Source organism: Paenarthrobacter sp. JL.01a (assembly GCF_025452095.1).
In the GTDB taxonomy this organism is placed as follows: Bacteria; Actinomycetota; Actinomycetes; order Actinomycetales; family Micrococcaceae; genus Arthrobacter.
Map to the genome: position 1 here is coordinate 548,378 of NZ_CP104877.1, position 16,952 is coordinate 565,329.

Below are 16,952 nucleotides of genomic sequence, written 5' to 3' on the forward strand. Positions count from 1 at the left end.
TTTCTGCCTGGTGACGACAACCTCACGCCGGCGATTCCGGGGGTGTCCAGGAGCGCAACTTCGGCGGAAAGACACGGAACTTGGCACTCCAGGGCACTGACCCGCGTGGCAGCGACCGAGTTTGGAAAGACCCTTGCAGAGGGACCATGAAAAGATCACGCTTTGACAAATGTTGATCGAAACTGCTGAGAAATATTGATTTTCGATCATTCGTGGTGAAGTATGTCACACGAAGGTTGGTGCTGCCAGAGCGTCAGCCCAGACTGTCCGACTGGACGGCCCCCAGCCGCCGGAGTCGGCCTTACGAGTCACAAAAGGGGTATTGAAATGACCATTCAGCACCAGTCCGTCGGCCGCCGTGGATTCCTGCGCGGAGCACTCGCAGCAGCCGTACTCGTGCCCATGGGGGGAACCATTGCATCCTGTGCTGCCGGAGGCGGCAGCACTAACACCGGCCCCACCGGCACCGTCTCTGACACCAACCCGTTCGGAATGGCGGACAAGGCCACTCTTGACGCAGTGATCTTCAAGGGCGGCTACGGCATCGACTATGTAGATTTTGCCGGCAAGATCTTTGAAAAGACGCACTCGGGTTCCACCGCGAAGATCGCCCCGTCCACGGATATCGCCCAGGAACTCCAGCCCCGCTTCGTTGGCGGAAACCCGCCGGACCTGATCGACAACTCCGGTGCCAAGGCAATCGGCTTCAGCACCATCCTGGCCCAGCTTGAGGACCTGACCCCCGTCGTCGAGGCGAAGAACCTCGAAGGCAAGGTCATCAAGGACACCCTGTACACAGGCGTCCTGGCTCCGGGTACCTTCGATGGCAAGCTCGCAGCCCTGAACTACGTGCTCACCGTCTACGCCGTCTGGTACTCCGATTCCCTGCTCAAGGAAAACGGTTGGACCGTTCCGAAGACGTGGGATGAAATGTACGCGCTCGGCGAGCAGGCGAAGGCCAAGGGCAAGTACCTGTTCGTGTGGGGCAAGGAAGCCGCCACCTACTACCAGGAACTCGCCATCGCCTCCGCCATCAAGGAAGGTGGGGACGAAGTCCGCCTCGGGCTGGAAAACCTCAAGGAGGGTTGCTGGTCCCACCCGGCCATCCAGTCCGTTTTCACGGCGCTGGACAAGATCGTCAAGGCCGGGTTCTTCAAGCCGGGCGGCTCGGGCACCCAGTTCACGGCCGCCCAGGCACAGTGGAGCAACGCCCAGGAGGCAGTGTTCTACCCGTCGGGTTCCTGGATCGAAAACGAGATGAAGGACCAGACCAAGGCAGGCTTCAACATGATGGGTGCTCCGGCACCGTCGGTCACTGCCAGCCCCAAGATGCCGTACACCGCTATCCACAGCGCCGCCGGCGAGCCCTACATTGTCCCGTCCCAGGGCAAGAACGCTGCCGGTGGCAAGGAAATGCTCCGCATCATGCTGTCGAAGGAAGCAGCCACCAACTTTGCCAAGACCAAGTTGGCACCGACCATCGTCAAGGACACCGTCCCGGCCGACGGCTTCGGTTCCACCGCCCTGGTGTCGCAGACCAAGATGCTGGGCGACGCCGGCGACAAGGTCTACACCTGGAACTTCATTGACCTCTACGGGACCAACAAGGACCAGCTGGTCGTCTGGAACACCTTCCTGGACGGCAAGTCGGACGTCGCAACCCTGACGTCCGCCCTTCAGAACATCACCGACAAGGTCCGCAACGACAGCTCGGTCAAGAAGATCGAAGTGAAGTGACCGTAGTGAAAACACAGCAGAGCCGGAACGACGACGGCCTGGCCGCCGTCGTTCCGGCGATGGCGCCACCGCAGTTGGTCAAGAGGCGGCGGAAGCCCTTGACTTGGGACAAAGTCAGTTTCTTTGCGGTGTTCCTCGGGCTGCCGCTGGCAATCTACCTCTTGTTCGTGATCTGGCCTTTCATCCAGGCCTTCCAGTACTCATTGACCGACTGGTCAGGCTTCTCACCCAACCCGAACTTCATTGGCTTTGAGAACTACACCAAGATCTTCACGGATGACATCTTCATGAAGGCCATGTCCAACAACATCCTCCTGGTGATCGTCCTGCCGATCGTCACCATAATTTTGAGCCTGGTCCTCGCGACCATGGTGACGGTGGGCGGCAGCAGCAAGGGCCAGATCAAGGGGTTGCGGAACTCAAGCTTTTACCGCGTGGTTTCCTTCTTCCCGTACACGATTCCGGCCATCGCCATCGGCATCATGTGGGGCCAGATCTACGATCCCTCGGGCGGCCTGCTCAACGGCATCCTTCGGGGGATAGGCCTGGAACAGTTCAAGGACTTCGCCTGGCTGGGCAACAAGGACACGGCCATGATTGCCACGATGTTCGTGATCGTGTGGGGCTTTGTCGGCTTCTACATGGTCCTGTTCGTCGCGGGTATCAAGGGCATTCCTGCCGAGCTTTTCGAAGCCGCAAGGATTGATGGCGCCGGCCGCTTCCGCACGGCTGTGTCCATCACCATCCCGCTGATCCGCGACAACATCCAGACCGCCTACATCTACATGGGCATCCTGGCCTTGGATGCCTTCGTATACATGGCGGCGTTGAACTCCGGTGGTGGTCCGGACAACTCCACGCTGGTCATGGCACAGCAATTGTTCTTCACGGCCTTCAGCAAGGGCCAGTTCGGGCTGGCGAGTGCCATGGGCGTCGTCCTGGCCATTACCACCCTGATCTTCTCCGGCTTGGTATTCGCGGTTAACAGGCTCACCGGCGGCGACAAGGATGTGAGCAACTGATGACTACCAAGGTCGCATCTCCGGAAATGAAATCCCTCCACTTCCAGCCCAGGACGCCGGCAACCACGCCCGGCGACAAGGTGGTCGGCGCCGTCTCGCACGCCGCATTGACCATTTGGTCGCTGATCGTGATTCTTCCGCTGCTTTGGACGTTCATGTCCTCGTTCAAGACCTCCAGTGAGATCTTTGCCTCGCCATTCGCGCTGCCATCCGTGTGGCGGTTCGACAATTACGTCAAGGCCTGGAGCGAAGCAGGGATCGGAAGCTACTTCCTGAACTCCGTGATCGTTGTAGGCTCCGCACTGGTGATCGTGATGGTCCTCGGCGCCATGTGTGCCTACGTGCTGGCGCGGTACACCTTCCCTGGCAGCAGGGCGATCTACTACCTGATGCTCGCCGGCCTGACCTTTCCGATCTTCCTGGCCATGGTGCCGTTGTTCTTCGTCCTGAAGAACATGGGCCTGTTGAACACCTTGCCCGGCCTGATCCTGGTGTATGTCGGCTTCGCCCTGCCGTTCACGGTTTTCTTCCTGTTCTCCTTCTTCAAGTCGCTGCCCCACGAAATCACCGAGGCCGCGGCATTGGACGGTGCAGGGGAGTGGCGGACGTTCTTCCAGGTCATGTTGCCGATGGCCAAGCCAGGTCTCGCCTCGGTAGCCATTTTCAACTTCCTGGGCCTGTGGAACCAGTTCCTCATCCCGGTTTCCATCAACGCGGCCGGTCCGCGCGTCCTGTCCCAGGGCCTGGCGGCCTTCGCGGGCCAGATGGGTTACGCCGTGGACTTCGGGGCATTGTTCGCGGCGGTGACAGTCACTGTGGTTCCGGTCCTGATCGTATACATCATCTTCCAGCGCCAGCTCCAAGGTTCCGTGTCGCAGGGCACCATGAAGTAATTCTGGAACCCTGAATAAACTCAAGCGAGTTAAAAAACGCCCGACGGCGGTCAGCACCTGAGGTGCGGGCCGCCGTCGGGCGTTGACGTAGCATGGGCTGATGTTCGAACCCTGCCTGCTACGCGACGATGTCATCATGCGGCTTCTGCGTCCTGGTGACGCCGCCGCGCTCGCGTCTGCGTACGTGCGCAACCGGGACCATCTGGCTTCCTGGGAGCCCGTGCGTTCCGAGGACTACTTCACTGAGGAATGGCAGGCGGCCGACATTGCCAAGCGTTTGGCCGCCCACGAGGCAGGGGAGCAGTTCCCTTTGGCGTTGCTGGCCGGTGATGCGATCGTGGGCAGGTTCAACCTGGCAGGGATTGTTCGTGGTCCGTTCCAGAGCGGGGGACTGGGCTATTGGGTTGATAAGGACTACGCCGGCGGCGGCTTGGCGAGTGCCGCGGTCAGGGTGATCGTGGAGAAGGCGCGGAGCGAGCTGGGGCTCCATCGGCTCGAGGCCGGGACCCTGCTGCACAACGTTGGCTCCCAACGGGTGCTGGTGAAAGCCGGCTTCCGGAAGATCGGCATGGCACCGAACTACCTGAACATCGCCGGGGCCTGGCAGGACCACAACCTGTACCAGATCATCCTGCACGACTAAGCATCCTTAGCTTTCTGACAGGATGGTAGGGAACCGTAGTGCAACGAAAGGCAGCAACCGTGATCTTTATTGTGGTCAAGTTCAACGTCAAGCCCGACTGGTCCGACCGCTGGCTGGACCTGGTTGGTGACTTCACAGAGTCCACCCGCGCTGAGCCGGGGAATTTGTGGTTCGACTGGTCCCGCAGTGTGGAGAAACCCAACGAGTTTGTCCTGGTGGAAGCCTTCCAGGATGACGCCGCCGAGGCCCACGTCAACAGCGCGCACTTCAAGAAGGCCATGGCCGACATGCCCCAGGCCCTCGCCGAGACGCCCCAGATCATCAGCCGCCAGATCGAAGGCAGCGGCTGGGACCGTATGGGCGAGCTGACCATCGAGGCGTAATACAGCAACGCGGGGTCACTTATGGCCCATCCCAAGGGGATTTATGGGCCATAAGTGACCCCGCGTTGCTTTCACGGAGCCGGCTAGAACATCCAGGGGATCTCGGCGTGGCCGAAGTCACTGAAGGAGCCAAAGCGGCCGGCCTTGAAGGCGAGCACCTCGCCGTCCCGGTCCCGGCACGTGGTGACCTGTCCGAAGAAGACCTGGTGATCTCCGACGTCGTACGTCTGCACCACGGTGCAGTCCGCCTGGGCGAGGGCGCCCTTGATCACCGGCAAGCCGCTTTCCGTGACGTCGAAGTCTCCTTCGCCGAAACGGTCTCCGCCGCGCACCGCGAACCGGCGCGCGATGGACTCCTGCTTGGAGCCGAGGATGGAGACGGCGAACTTGCCGCTTTCCAGCAAGGCGTCACCGGTGCGGGTGCCGAAGTTCAGCGAAATCATCAGGATGGGCGGCTCCAGGCTGATGGAGGTGAGCGAGCTGATGGTCATGCCGTAGAGCTCGTCCTCGTGCTTGGTGGTCACGACGGCAACGCCGGTGAGGAAGCGGCCCATGGCGCGGCGCATTCCCATGGCATCGGGAACAGTGAAAAGCGGTGCGAGGCTCATGTCAATTGCTCCGGTCTGCTGGTGAATCCGTGTAATAGCGGACTTCGAACATCTTGGCGCCGTTTTCCGAAACCCAAGGGCCGTGCTCCATGCCTGGCGGCCGGGTGGCCCAGTCGCCGGCCTTGAAGGTCTTGCCCAAGCGCTGGTCCACGAACGATCCCTCGAAGATGAACACCTCTTCCCAGAAGTCATGCGTGAGGACACCATTGGGGGAGGTGTCCGTGCCTGGCTCAAACTTCAGGATCCGGGTGACGGAGTCATTGTCGGAGTCCCGGGCGAGGATCGCCTCGGACAAGCCCTCGATGTGCGGGTTGCAGGGCGCGAACTCCACCGAGGAAACGGGGGTGAACTCGAATTCGGGCTTTGCCATGGCTTAGATTCCTTCCGATTCTGAGTTGATGCTGTACGAACCCAGGAACTTGTCCAGTTCGGCCACCAGTGCGTCATAGCCGTAGTTGCGGTAGGTGTAGGCGCCACGGACCACGAACGGCGCTCCGGCGTAGAACATCTCGTACTGCTGGTGCCGGCCGGCGAATTCGGAGCCGATGATGTCCCAAGCGAGCTTGAACAGCTTGACCCGCTCTTCACTGGCAACACCGGGGGACTGGACGTAGCGTTCCATGTCCGGGCGGGTCACGCTGCTGGTCATGTCCGCGATGCTTGAGGGCAGCTGCAGTACGCCGCCGCCCACCAGGTCGCGGAGGATCGAGATCACGCGGGGGTACGTCTCCGACTGCAGACCCATGGCCCCGTAAAGTGCAGCTTTCCCCGGAACCCGCATGCCGGCGTCGTCCGTCGTTGCGGTGTATTCGGCGGCGAGGACCGCCGACTCGACCGACTGCACAATCGCGGCCAGCTCGCCGAGCTTCTCCTGGACGCCCGGAATCTTGTCCGTACCGTTGACCTGCGTGACCTTGCGGGCCACCGAAGCGATGAACTTCAGCTTGGTGGAGAACCGGATCTGGGCTTGCCAGTTGCCGAGGGCGTGGGCGCCGGTGTCGAAGAACTGCCGGCGGAGGGTGTCGATGTTCCGGTTGATGAACACCCGGTCCCACGGGATGAGGACGTCATCGAAGACCACCAGGGCGTCGGGCTCGTCGTAGTGGCTGGTGAGCGGGTAGTCGAAGTCGCTGGTGGCCGCCGGTGCGAATGGGCGGCGGCAGTAGAGCTTCAGGCCGTCCGTCGCCACCGGAATGGCGAAGCTGACGGCGAAATCGACGTCGTCCGGCCCCAGCGGCTTGATGCAGGTGACAAAGACTTCGTCCGCAATAGCCGCGCCGGTGGCCAGCATCTGCGAACCGCGGACAACAATGCCCTCCTCGGTTTCACGCACGACGCCGACCTGCAGGTATTCGCCTTCCCACCCTGACGCTGTGGTTGCGCGGGAGACCTGCGGGGGAATGATCGCATAGGACAGGTACAGGTTCTCGGCCAGGACCTTCTTGTAGTAGCGCTCCACGTTGCCGGCGAAGTCGCGTTCCTCGTTGGCGAAGACGTCCGGGTGCGAGCCGAATGCAGCGAAGAACGTACCGACGTGGTCAGGGCTCCGGCCTACCCAGCCGTGCGTGTGCTTGGCCCAGGTTTCGATGGCCTGGCGGCGCAGGACCAGTTCCTCCTGAGTTCGGGGAGCGGCGAACGTGCGGTTGGCCGGTCCGTTGATCTCCTCGGAGTGGAACTGCATGCCGTTGGCGGGATCGGCTGCGATGTCGAACAGTTCGGACATGGTGTGGGCAACCTTGGCGAAGGCCGGGTGTTCCAGCACGTTGCCGACCACCTCGCCGTCGAGGATCACCGTCCGGCCGTCGTTCAGGGACTTCAAATACTCTTTTCCGGTCCTCATCAGAGTGAGCCTTTCTTGATTTTGTAGTTATGTTCAATGGTGGTCCCATTCGGGAACGAGAGCTCCAACTTCCAGGAAGTTCCGTCGACGAACTTTCCGTTCAGCAGGGGAAGGGTGCCGCCGAGGCACATGAAGTCGGCGTCGCCGATGTCCGTGCGCGTCAGAAGGCGTTCGACGACGTCGGCCGGCTTGCGCAGGCCGCTCAGCGGACCCTCCTGGTACAGCTCGCCGTCCACCCAGGAGCGTGCAGTGCATTGGTCCAGGTCCAGGTTCTCGAGATTTTCGACGGCGATCACCTCACCGGCGACGGGCTTGGGGCAAGCACGCTTGGAATCGCCGATGTCCTCGGCCTCGATGTCACGGTCCGTGTGGTCCGAGCCGATGCCCAGGTAGAACTTGCCGTCGTGGCGGATGTACAGGGGTTCGATCTCACCGGAAGTCAGGTTCTCCGAGGTGGCGTGCTCGCCGGAGGTCTCGAAGAGGTCAGCGTCCATCCGGTAGAACATGGGTACTTCCGGCGGAGGGGCAACGCCGATGGCCGCGAGTTCATCGATGTGGTGCTGCACGGCCTTGGGATCTCGGCCCGTGTAGCCTGCCACCACTGCGTGGAAGTCCGTGAGCGTGATTGTTGTGTCCGTGTCCACCACCCTGAAGGTCAGTGGGACTTGCCGTATTGTTTCCATGGTTCTCCTAAACGGTCAGGGTTTGGTAGCTGGCGAGGCGATCGTTGATCACGGGGAATTCCCTGCGGACGGTGCTGACTTGGGTCGGGTCGATCTCCACCAGGAGCACGGACCCGCCTGCGTCAGCCTCCGCGAGAACGTTCCCGGCCGGGTCGACGACGCGGCTGTGTCCTCCCAGCTCCACGCCTTCCTGGGTACCCGCCGCATTGCAGGCGACCACGAAGATCTGGTGTTCCAAGGCCCTCGCTGTGGTGAGCAGCCGCCAATGTTCGCGCCGCGCTGCGGGCCAGGCAGCCGGGACAATTACAATTTCCGCGCCGCGGGTGCTGAGCTCCATCCACAGTCCCGGGAAGCGGAGGTCGTAGCAGGTGATTCCGGCCGTGGCCCCGAACGGCAAGGAGACTACCGGCAGCGAGGTTCCTGCCGTGAGCAGCTCGGCTTCCTTGGACTTGTAACCAAAGACGTGGATCTTGCGGTAGGTGTGGACCACGCTGCCATCTGGTCCCAGCAGGATGGAGGTGTTGCTGAGCTGCCCGTTCTCTCCGGCCTCGATGATGCTGCCCACATGAAGGTGCACACCCACGTCCTTGGCCACCCGTGAGCACATGGAAAGGGTGGGGCCGGAAAGGGTTTCTGCCAGGTCCGCGTATTCATCGAAGTGGAAGTAGCCTGCGCTCCACAGTTCGGGGAGCACGATCAACTCAGCGCCCGTGATGTTCCGTAGAAGGGCTTCGACCCTGTCAATCCGGTCCTCACGGCTTTCGGTGTCCGGGCTTGCCACCTGGACGAGTGCGATTTTCATGCGTGTTCCTTACTTGCTGTTGACGGGCTGTCCGCTGGCAGACTGTTCGTCCAGGTCGCTGAGCCGGAGGCCCTTGGTTTCCTTCGCGAACATCACCGAGACCATGGAGATCACGCCCATCGCGGCCAGGTAGATACCAATGGCGTAGCCGGTGCCGAAGGCGCTGTAGAGGGCCAAAGCGATGATGGGAGACAGGGAGCCGGCGATCAGCGACGCCAGGTTGTAGGCAACGGAGGTGCCGCTGTACCGGACATCTGTTGGGAACAGTTCGGAGAAGAAGGCGCCGATCACTGAGCTGTAGGCGGCGAAGATCAGCAAGCCACCGACCGCTGCGGCGATGATGCCCCACACCTGGCCGGTGTTGAGCAATGCGAAGAACGCGAAGGCCCACACCACTGTGGCGATCGAGGCGCCGATCATGATCGGCTTCCGGCCGACCTTGTCGGCGTAGAGGGCCAGGATGGGAATGGCGACGACGGCGACGGCCTGGCCGATCATGACGGCGGTCAGACCCGTTTGCCGCGGCTGGCCCATGATCTGGGTGACGTAGGTGATGATGAACAGCGAGTAGATGTAGAAGCCAGCGTTCTCGCCCATGCGGCTGCCGGTAGCGATGAGGATTTCGCGCCAGTTGCGGCGGAACAGGATGGCCAGGGGCATCTTGCGTTCTGTCGCTGCCTCGGCTTCGCGCTTGCGCTGTGCTTCCTTGAACAGCGGGGTCTCCTGGACATAAAGACGAAGTACCAGTCCGATGATGACCAGGAGTGCGGACAGTCCGAAGGCTATGCGCCAGCCCCAGGCCAGGAATTCGCTTTCAGGCATGGTGGCGGCCAGGACGGCGAGCACACCGGCGGCCATGAGGTTGCCAAGTGGCGGACCCATGTTGGGCCATGAGGACCAGAATGCCCGGCGCGAGCTGTCGTTGCTGTGCTCGGAGACAAGGAGCACCGCGCCGCCCCATTCACCGCCGAGTGCGAAACCCTGGACCAGGCGAAGCAGCAGGAGCAGCAACGGCGCTGCCAGGCCGATCGCCGCGTAGGCCGGAATGAAGGCGATGAGGGCAGTGGCGATGCCCATGAGCATGAGGCTTGCCACGAGCGTTGCGCGGCGACCGTGCTTGTCGCCCAAGTGGCCCAGCACGATTGCACCGAGCGGGCGGGCCAGGAAGCCCGCTGCAAATGTGCCCAAGGCGAGCATGGTGCCTACCAGGGGATCATCCGTCGGGAAGTAGAGCTTGTTGAAAACCAACGCTGCGGCAGTGCCATAGAGAAAGAAGTCGTACCATTCGACGGCCGTCCCGGCCAGGCTCGAAGCTGCCACTACGGGCAGGCTTGAGTGTTTCTGCTGCCTCAGTTCTGCCTTCTTCAAATCGGTCATGTGGGGATCCTTTTGCGGGTGGGGACCTGGCGCTGGGGGAATGGCTCGGCCGGTCTCCAACGGAGATGAGGGGTTCCAAATCAGTGAGGGGGGTCACTGAAATATGACTGTAGACTAGTTGTATACAACCTGTCTATACCCAATGTGCGTGAATGCGACTCGTATACTGGGCATCGCGAGAAAGGCTCTCCATGATCCAGACGACTCCCACTGCACAGTCGCAGCCCGAGGTGGCCTACCAGTGGATGAAAAGCTACATCTCCGCGATCCCGCGGGATGAGGAAACCTTCCTCAATGAGGCAGTCCTCGCCAGGTCCACCGGAACCTCAAGAACGCCCGTTCGCGAAGCGCTGCTGCGGCTCGAGGCTGAAGGTTTCGTCAAGCGCATTCCGCACAAGGGCGCCTACGTTCCGCCCATCTCGGATCCCGACGTGCGGGCCATCCTGCAAGCGCGATCAGTGGTGGAGAAGTGGGCAGTCCTGGCCTTGGAGTCCATGCCGGAAAGCCAGCTCGACGCTTTCCAACGCATCATCGACCAGCAGCGGGAAGCCAAAGACGATCCCGCCCGGTTCATCGAACTGGATACAGAGTTCCACACGCTCATGGTCCGTGCCGGGGCGAACCCGATCCTCGCCGACTTCTACGCCTCGTTGCGGCAGCGCCAACTCCGGATCGGCGTACGGGCGGTAACACAGGAGACTGACCGCGCCGGTGATGTGCTCAGGGAGCATCAGTTGATCGTGGATGCCCTCCGCAGCCGCAGCATAGAGGCCGCGCATCAGGCCATCGATGCCCACCTGGACTCCACGCGATGGGCGGTCATCGGGTACTAGTCCTCGCTGTGCAGCTCCCGCTGACGCGCGCTGAGCAGCTCAAACTCAGGCCGGGCAGCCACGAACCGTTCAACGGCGTCGAGCATTTGCTGAAGGTGGGCGTGATCGGGAGCCACCAGCGCGACGCCGATCATGGCCCGGCGGTGCTGGTCCTGCAGGCCGGTCTCTGCCGCAGAGACCTCGAACCGCCGCTTGAGTTCGGCCACCAACGGGCGCACCAGTGAGCGCTTCTCCTTGAGGCCGTGAACGTCGCCCAGCAGGACGTCGAATTCGATCCACCCGATCCACATAAACCCCATTCAACAGCAACGCGGGGTCACTTAAGGCCCATGTCAGGGGCTTTTATGGGCCTCAAGCGACCCCGCGTTGGGTCTTGACGGAATCTTGAGCAAACGCAGCAACGCGTCTTGAGTTCGGCCCGGCAGTGTCTATGAGGTTGGCCCAAACAGGCCCTTGACTCATCCGCTGCTAGTTACCCAGGACTGACATCGTGACCCAAAGCCCTGCCAGAACCCTTGCCCGATCCCGCGCCGCCACCGTCCTGCTGGCGTGCGCCGCGACCCTCGCAGTTTCCGCCTTGACCGCCCCGATGGCTGCAGCCGACACCGGGCAAGGAGCCGTGATCAAGCCGTCATCCAGTGTCTCGGCGTTGGCAGGACAGGTGGAGCAAACTGTTGTGGTGCCGGTGACCGCGGGACTGGAACCCACACGGATCAAGGGCAGCATCGTGGTGTCCGGGAAGCCGGAAGGGACGGTCCGCGCAACCGTCAACGGCCGGGTCATCCTGGAAGCCAACGCTGCAGCCACTGTTGCCCTGGACCAGGCAGTCAGCAAGGCAGATGTCGTCAACCAGCAACTGACCGTGGGCCTGCAGTTCATTCCCGCCACGCAGACCATGTGTGTCGTCTCCAATGCGACGGCTACCCTCAACAACCTTGCAGTCGACTTCTCCGGAACCGCGAAGATTCCCACAACGGTGGGTGAGTTCTTCCCGGCGTCCGTGCCCTCCGTCGTGCTTCCCGTCCCGGCGGATCCGGGTGCGGACGTTTCCGCGGCGGTCATGACGGCCTCTGCCGCGATGGCGCACCGCTACCCGGATGCCTCCATCAGCGTGGTCCCGGAGGACGGACTTGCCGCCCGCGCGATGGGTCTTCCAGCAGGAAGCCGGGTGCTGAGCGTGGTGGGCGACCAAGGTGGAACAAGCACCACGTTGGCCACTGTGGCAGGCCTCCCGCAGCTCATCCTCCGCGGCCACGACGACGAACTACGCACCGCCGCACGTGCGCTGGCCAGCGACAAGACGGCGCTCGCGGTGACCTCGTCCGTGACCGGTCTGACATCCGCCTTGCCTGCGACGCCGGGATTGACGCGAAGCCTCAAAGACCTCGGAAGTACCACGCTGAAGCTGGCCGGTTACGGCACCCCGGAGTCCTACGTCGGCGTTAGCCAGTCGCAGTTCGGCGGGCCGGTCCAGTCGGTGAAGGTCCAGCTCAAGGGTACGCACACGGCCGTTCCCGCCAACGCCCAGGCCCAGCTTTCGGTCTTCTGGAACGATTACCTGCTCAGTTCCAAGAACCTCGACGGCGGTGACAGCTTCTCGCTGGAAGCCGAGGTCCCTGCCGGGCAGCTTCAGGCGAACAACGGCCTCCGGATCCGGCTCGCGGCACTGCCTGCGGGAGGCGATTGCACAGGACCTGCCGGTGTGATGCCCATGGAGGTCACCCTGGACACTGCCGGCAGCACGCTGACCGCCGTCCGGGGTGGTTCCCTGAAGGCCGGGTTCGCCCGCTTCCCCCAGGCACTGGGGCAGAGCGTGCCCGTGGCCTTCGGTGACGGGAACGCCCAGTCAAACACGGTCAACGCGGCCACGCTGATCGCATCGATGCAGAAGGAGAGCGCCCCACTTCTGGATACCCGGGTGGTGGGTCTGGATGCCCTTGCCGGCTCCAGTGAGTCCGGGCTGGTGGTGGGTGCTACGGGTGAAGTGGCCAACAAGCTCTCCGCACCCCTGCGGCTGGCTGAGTTCCGCACCATCGCACCGGACGACGTCGAATACGGCGTGGGCACCTCAGCCCCGTTCGGCGTGTTGGAAGCGTTCGAACAGGGCGGCCGCGACCTGTTGCTCCTCGGTGCCTGGGCTCCGGATGGAAACCCGGCGGCAGCCGCTTTGCAGGCCTCGCTGACCTCGCACATCAGCGGCGTTGAAGGTGGCTGGGCGTCGTTGTCGCGCAACCTGCTGGTCACCCAGCCCTCGGGGACACCGGTCCTGCTGGAAAGCAACGTGGTGGTTCCACAAAAGGCGGTGACGGACGACTACCGCCCCTACGCCTGGTGGATCGGTGCCGCCGTGCTGGTTCTGGGCCTCGCGTTTGCCGTGCGGACCGTTCTCCTGCGGGGTCGTGCCAAGGAAGCGCACGCCTACGTGGACGCCGAGGTGAAAGCAACCGGGCCGGGCCATGGCAACTGACCTTGCCACGAGCCGCCGGGCTGCCCACCGAAAGCCGGCGCTGCAGTCCCTGGCAACGCGGCTCACGTGGGGCTGGGACAGGCTGGGTGCTCCGGTAAACGGCCGGAAGGTGCCCGGTACCCGGATCGTGGCGGTGGTGTCCGCCGTCGTTGGGTACCTCGCCTGCCTGTACACCATCGGTCACGGCACCAACCTGGATTACTCCGACGCCCAGAGCCACCTGACCATTGCCCGGCGCATCTTCGACAGCAAAGCGCCCGGCTTTGAGCAGCTCGGCACGGTGTGGCTGCCTATGCCGCACCTTCTCCTGGCGCCGTTCGTGCTGAACATGTGGTTGTTCAGCTCAGGGTGGGCAGCCGGGCTGTTGGGCATTTTGGCCCTCTCCGGCACGTCTACCGGGTTGTACTTGATCGCAGCCCGCCTCGGCCTGGGCAGGGCCGGGCGCCTGGCAACCACCCTGGTGGTCCTGGCCAACCCGGCGGTCCTCTACGTTTACACGACGGCGCTGACAGAGCCCGTGCTGATCATGTGCATTGTGGCCGGCATGGCAGGGCTGGCACACTGGGCCACCAGTCGTCGCCGGATGAGTGCCGGTGAGCTGGCGGTTTTCGCGGGTATCCCCTCTGCGGCGGCCGTGCTGTCCCGATACGAGGGATGGGCGCTGGTGATGACGGGGACGCTGTTCGTGCTGATCGTCTCCAAGCGGCGCACCGGACAGTGGCGTGAGGCCTTCACCATGGCGGGCGGCTACGTGATGATTCCTGCTGCGGCGGTGCTCTGGTGGCTTTCCTACAACTGGGCCATCTACGGCAACCCCCTTGAGTTCATGTTCGGGCAGTACTCCGCTTATGCGCAGCAGAAAAACATCACCGACGGCGGTCTGTTGCCTACCAAGGGAAACCTGGGTCTGACGCTGACTACTTTCCACTGGTCGTTGGTGGAGACCGCCGGAGTGGTGGTCCTCGCGCTGGCGGCGTGCGGCGCCGTCGTCCTGGTCCTGAGGCGGGGCTTCGCGAACAGCACCCTCCTGGTCGCGGTGACGGGCAGCGCCTACGCTTTTGCCTTGGCGAGCCTGTTCCTGGGACAAACCGCCATCAACAACGATCATTCACTGCCGACCACGTGGTGGAACAACCGCTTCGCACTGACGGCACTGCCCCTGGTGGCCATCCTGGTGGCTTTCCTGGTGCACGAGCTGGCACGGCCCGCCAGGCTCAGGCCGTGGTTGATCGGCGCGCTGCTGGCCGCGCTGGTGCTCCAGAACGTGTGGTGGAGCCAGGATCCCACAGGCAGGCTCGCGGTCCTGGCCGAGGGGCGGATGTCCGCCGAATCCACCACCAATTCCACCGCCGCCGCCCGCTGGCTGAACGAACACTACGAATCGGGAGGCATCCTGATGGACGAGAGTGCGCGGGGGAACGCGGTGCTTCCCGCCATGGGCATCCCGCTCAAGGAAATCTACAACAGGGCCTCGGGCGATTACTTCGCTCCGGCGCTGGAGGATCCGGCCAAGTATGCCAAGTGGGTCTTCGTCAACGTTGAGGCCGGCACAGGGGCAAGAGACTCAGGGCCCACGGACCTCGTCTACAAGGCCATCCTCAAGAACCCGTCTTTCGGCGTGCGCTACTCCGTGGCGTTCTCCACGCCCACGCACCGGATCTATGAAAGGTCCTCCGATTCATGACGCCCCTATCCCGAGCCAACGGACAACTCAACCGGCAGTCCATCGGCCAGACCTTGCTTGCCGCCGGCCTGGTGACCCCTGAGCAACTGCAGCGGGCGCTGGACCGTGCCGCGAGCGAAGGTGGCCTGCTGGGACGGCACCTGATTCTGGAAGCCGGTTTGGACCGCCGTCGTATTTATGAAGTCCTGGCTCGGCAGTGGGACGCGCCTCTGGTGGACCTGGTGGCCGAGCCGGCAGACGACGCGTTGATGGAGCAGCTCATTTTCAGCGAACTGGGGGAACCGCAGTGGTTGCCATGGCGCTTCGACGACGGCGTCCTCACCGTGGCCACGGCCGTCGCCCCGTCGGAGCGGATTGCCGAAGAAGCGGCGGCGAAGTTCGGGGCGCCCGACGTCGAATTCCGCACCACCACGGACTGGGACATCAACCAGTCCATCCAGCGTTCCTTCCGGCGGCACCTCCTGTACGAATCCGCCGAGCGCCTGGCCGAGGAAAGGCCGGGGGAGTCCGCCCGTATCGCGCTGACGCCATGGCAGCGGTACCTTCCGGTGGTCCTTGTCGCAGCGATCATGGTGGGCTTCGTGATTTCCCCGCTCACGGCGGTCATTGTCCTCCTGACGGCCGCAAACGTCGTTTTCCTGATCAGCATCGCGTTCAAGTCCCTGGCCAGCCTTCGGCGGCCATTCGACAAACTGCACGAGGCAGCTGTGGTCCGGGCACGGAACAAGGAGCGTGCCCGGCGGGGCCTGCCGCCCGTGGCAGCTGAACGGATTCCCGATTCCGAGCTGCCCATCTACACCATCCTGGTTCCCGTGTTCCGCGAAGCGAACATCATCGACAAACTCCTGACGAACCTCGGGCAGCTGGACTACCCCCGGTCAAAACTGGACGTCCTGGTCCTGCTTGAAGAAGACGACGCCGAGACCATCGCCGCAGCCAAGGCGTCCAGGCCGCCGGAGTACGTACGCATCCTCATCGTTCCCAGGGGCGAGCCACAGACGAAGCCCCGGGCGTGCAACTACGGACTGACTTTCGCCAGGGGCGAGTACGTGGTGATCTACGACGCCGAGGACCGGCCGGACCCGGGGCAGCTGCGGGCGTCCATTGCGGCTTTCAAACAGGATGAGTTCGAGCGGCAGCACCTGAACCCCAACCGCAAACCCCTGATCTGCGTCCAGGCCGCGCTGAACTACTTCAACGCAGACCAGAACGTCCTCACCCGCATGTTCACCATCGAGTACACCCACTGGTTCGATTCGATGCTGCCAGGCTTGGACAACTCCGGGATTCCGCTGCCCTTGGGCGGCACCTCCAACCACTTCGTCACGGCACTCCTCAAGGAAGTCGGCGCGTGGGATCCGTGGAACGTTACCGAAGACGCGGACCTTGGCCTCAGGGCGGCCGTGGACGGTTACCGCGTTGGCGTCATCAACTCCACCACCTGGGAGGAAGCCTGTTCCCAGGTTCCTGCCTGGATCAAGCAACGCACCCGTTGGATCAAGGGCTACATGATCACCTCTGCCGTGAACACCAGGAACTCCTTGAGGTACATGAAGAGCACGGGCGTGGCCGGAACCATCGGCTTCCTGGGGCTGATCCTCGGCACACCCCTGGCCTTCCTCGCCTATCCCCTGGTGGTCGGTTTTACGGTGGTGACCTACATCGGGTACGACATCGTAGGGCTGGTGCTGCCGGAGTGGTTGCTGGCCGGAGGGGTGGTGTCGATGCTGTTCGGCAACGCCATGATGATCATCGTTTCCGGGGTGACTACCCTGCACAGGCACGGCTGGCGCATCGCCATCTTCGCTTTGCTGAACCCGTTTTACTGGGTGCTCCACTCGGTGGCGGCGTGGCGGGCAGCCTGGCAGATGCTCACCAGTCCGCATAAATGGGAGAAGACCCCGCATGGCCTGGAGGCGGAATACCACGACGACGGGCACTGGGTGGCGTGAGGAAGCACGCCGCATCTTGAGCCAATCT

Annotated in this window: 16 protein-coding genes; 9 read left to right on the top strand and 7 right to left on the bottom strand. The window is 63.0% G+C overall.

Going from position 1 to position 16,952, the window contains the following annotated elements:
- Positions 1–327: 327 nt before the first annotated feature.
- From ngcE to N5P29_RS02765, 5 genes are all read left to right on the top strand, one after another.
- Positions 328–1,737, top strand: a complete 1,410-nt coding sequence (gene ngcE, locus N5P29_RS02745; protein ID WP_262277153.1) for an N-acetylglucosamine/diacetylchitobiose ABC transporter substrate-binding protein — start codon at positions 328–330, stop codon at positions 1,735–1,737.
- Positions 1,734–2,759, top strand: coding sequence for a carbohydrate ABC transporter permease (locus N5P29_RS02750; protein ID WP_262277154.1), 1,026 nt, complete (start codon positions 1,734–1,736; stop codon positions 2,757–2,759). The genes ngcE and N5P29_RS02750 overlap by 4 nt, the downstream gene beginning before the upstream one ends.
- The gene (locus tag N5P29_RS02755; protein ID WP_262277155.1) at positions 2,759–3,652 is read left to right on the top strand and encodes a carbohydrate ABC transporter permease; all 894 of its coding nucleotides are present in this window, start codon (positions 2,759–2,761) and stop codon (positions 3,650–3,652) included. The genes N5P29_RS02750 and N5P29_RS02755 overlap by 1 nt, the downstream gene beginning before the upstream one ends.
- A gap of 100 nt (positions 3,653–3,752) precedes the next feature.
- Complete coding sequence (locus N5P29_RS02760) at positions 3,753–4,295, top strand: GNAT family N-acetyltransferase (RefSeq protein ID WP_262277156.1); 543 nt, start codon at positions 3,753–3,755, stop codon at positions 4,293–4,295.
- A gap of 59 nt (positions 4,296–4,354) precedes the next feature.
- Positions 4,355–4,678, top strand: coding sequence for a putative quinol monooxygenase (locus tag N5P29_RS02765; RefSeq protein WP_262278494.1), 324 nt, complete (start codon positions 4,355–4,357; stop codon positions 4,676–4,678).
- Between the two features lie 83 nt (positions 4,679–4,761).
- Here N5P29_RS02765 and N5P29_RS02770 read toward each other — a convergent pair whose 3' ends face one another.
- The 6 genes from N5P29_RS02770 to N5P29_RS02795 are packed head-to-tail and all read right to left on the bottom strand — an operon-like array spanning position 4,762 to position 9,988.
- The gene (locus N5P29_RS02770) at positions 4,762–5,286 is read right to left on the bottom strand and encodes a flavin reductase family protein (protein WP_262277157.1); all 525 of its coding nucleotides are present in this window, start codon (positions 5,284–5,286) and stop codon (positions 4,762–4,764) included.
- A gap of 1 nt (position 5,287) precedes the next feature.
- The gene (locus N5P29_RS02775) at positions 5,288–5,656 is read right to left on the bottom strand and encodes a cupin domain-containing protein (protein ID WP_262277158.1); all 369 of its coding nucleotides are present in this window, start codon (positions 5,654–5,656) and stop codon (positions 5,288–5,290) included.
- Between the two features lie 3 nt (positions 5,657–5,659).
- Positions 5,660–7,126 carry a 4-hydroxyphenylacetate 3-hydroxylase family protein gene (locus N5P29_RS02780; RefSeq protein WP_262277159.1) on the bottom strand — a complete coding sequence of 489 codons (1,467 nt, stop codon included), beginning with the start codon at positions 7,124–7,126 and terminating at the stop codon, positions 5,660–5,662.
- Positions 7,126–7,809 carry a DUF2848 family protein gene (locus N5P29_RS02785; RefSeq protein WP_262277160.1) on the bottom strand — a complete coding sequence of 228 codons (684 nt, stop codon included), beginning with the start codon at positions 7,807–7,809 and terminating at the stop codon, positions 7,126–7,128. The genes N5P29_RS02780 and N5P29_RS02785 overlap by 1 nt, the downstream gene beginning before the upstream one ends.
- Before the next feature lie 7 nt (positions 7,810–7,816).
- Positions 7,817–8,611 (bottom strand): carbon-nitrogen family hydrolase, encoded by a 795-nt coding sequence (locus N5P29_RS02790; RefSeq protein WP_262277161.1) that lies wholly within the window; start codon positions 8,609–8,611, stop codon positions 7,817–7,819.
- A 9-nt stretch (positions 8,612–8,620) separates the two neighbouring features.
- Positions 8,621–9,988, bottom strand: a complete 1,368-nt coding sequence (locus tag N5P29_RS02795; RefSeq protein WP_262277162.1) for an MFS transporter — start codon at positions 9,986–9,988, stop codon at positions 8,621–8,623.
- 191 nt (positions 9,989–10,179) lie between these two features.
- Between N5P29_RS02795 and N5P29_RS02800 the strand changes: the two genes are divergently transcribed.
- Complete coding sequence (locus N5P29_RS02800; RefSeq protein ID WP_262277163.1) at positions 10,180–10,821, top strand: GntR family transcriptional regulator; 642 nt, start codon at positions 10,180–10,182, stop codon at positions 10,819–10,821.
- On the opposite strand, the gene N5P29_RS02805 is transcribed toward N5P29_RS02800, so the two are convergent.
- Positions 10,818–11,111, bottom strand: a complete 294-nt coding sequence (locus N5P29_RS02805) for a DUF503 domain-containing protein (protein ID WP_262277164.1) — start codon at positions 11,109–11,111, stop codon at positions 10,818–10,820. The genes N5P29_RS02800 and N5P29_RS02805 overlap by 4 nt on opposite strands.
- 200 nt (positions 11,112–11,311) lie before the next feature.
- Here N5P29_RS02805 and N5P29_RS02810 point away from each other — a divergent pair, with 200 nt between their 5' ends.
- Genes N5P29_RS02810 through N5P29_RS02820 form a run of 3 tightly spaced genes read left to right on the top strand, consistent with a single transcriptional unit; the run spans position 11,312 to position 16,924 of the window.
- Entirely contained in the window at positions 11,312–13,288 is a 1,977-nt protein-coding gene (locus N5P29_RS02810) for a cellulose biosynthesis cyclic di-GMP-binding regulatory protein BcsB (protein WP_262277165.1), read from the top strand.
- A complete protein-coding gene (locus N5P29_RS02815) occupies positions 13,278–14,972 on the top strand; it encodes an ArnT family glycosyltransferase (RefSeq protein WP_262277166.1) in 1,695 nt (564 codons plus the stop codon). The genes N5P29_RS02810 and N5P29_RS02815 overlap by 11 nt, the downstream gene beginning before the upstream one ends.
- Complete coding sequence (locus N5P29_RS02820) at positions 14,969–16,924, top strand: glycosyltransferase (RefSeq protein ID WP_262277167.1); 1,956 nt, start codon at positions 14,969–14,971, stop codon at positions 16,922–16,924. The genes N5P29_RS02815 and N5P29_RS02820 overlap by 4 nt, the downstream gene beginning before the upstream one ends.
- The last annotated feature ends 28 nt before the right edge of the window (positions 16,925–16,952 follow it).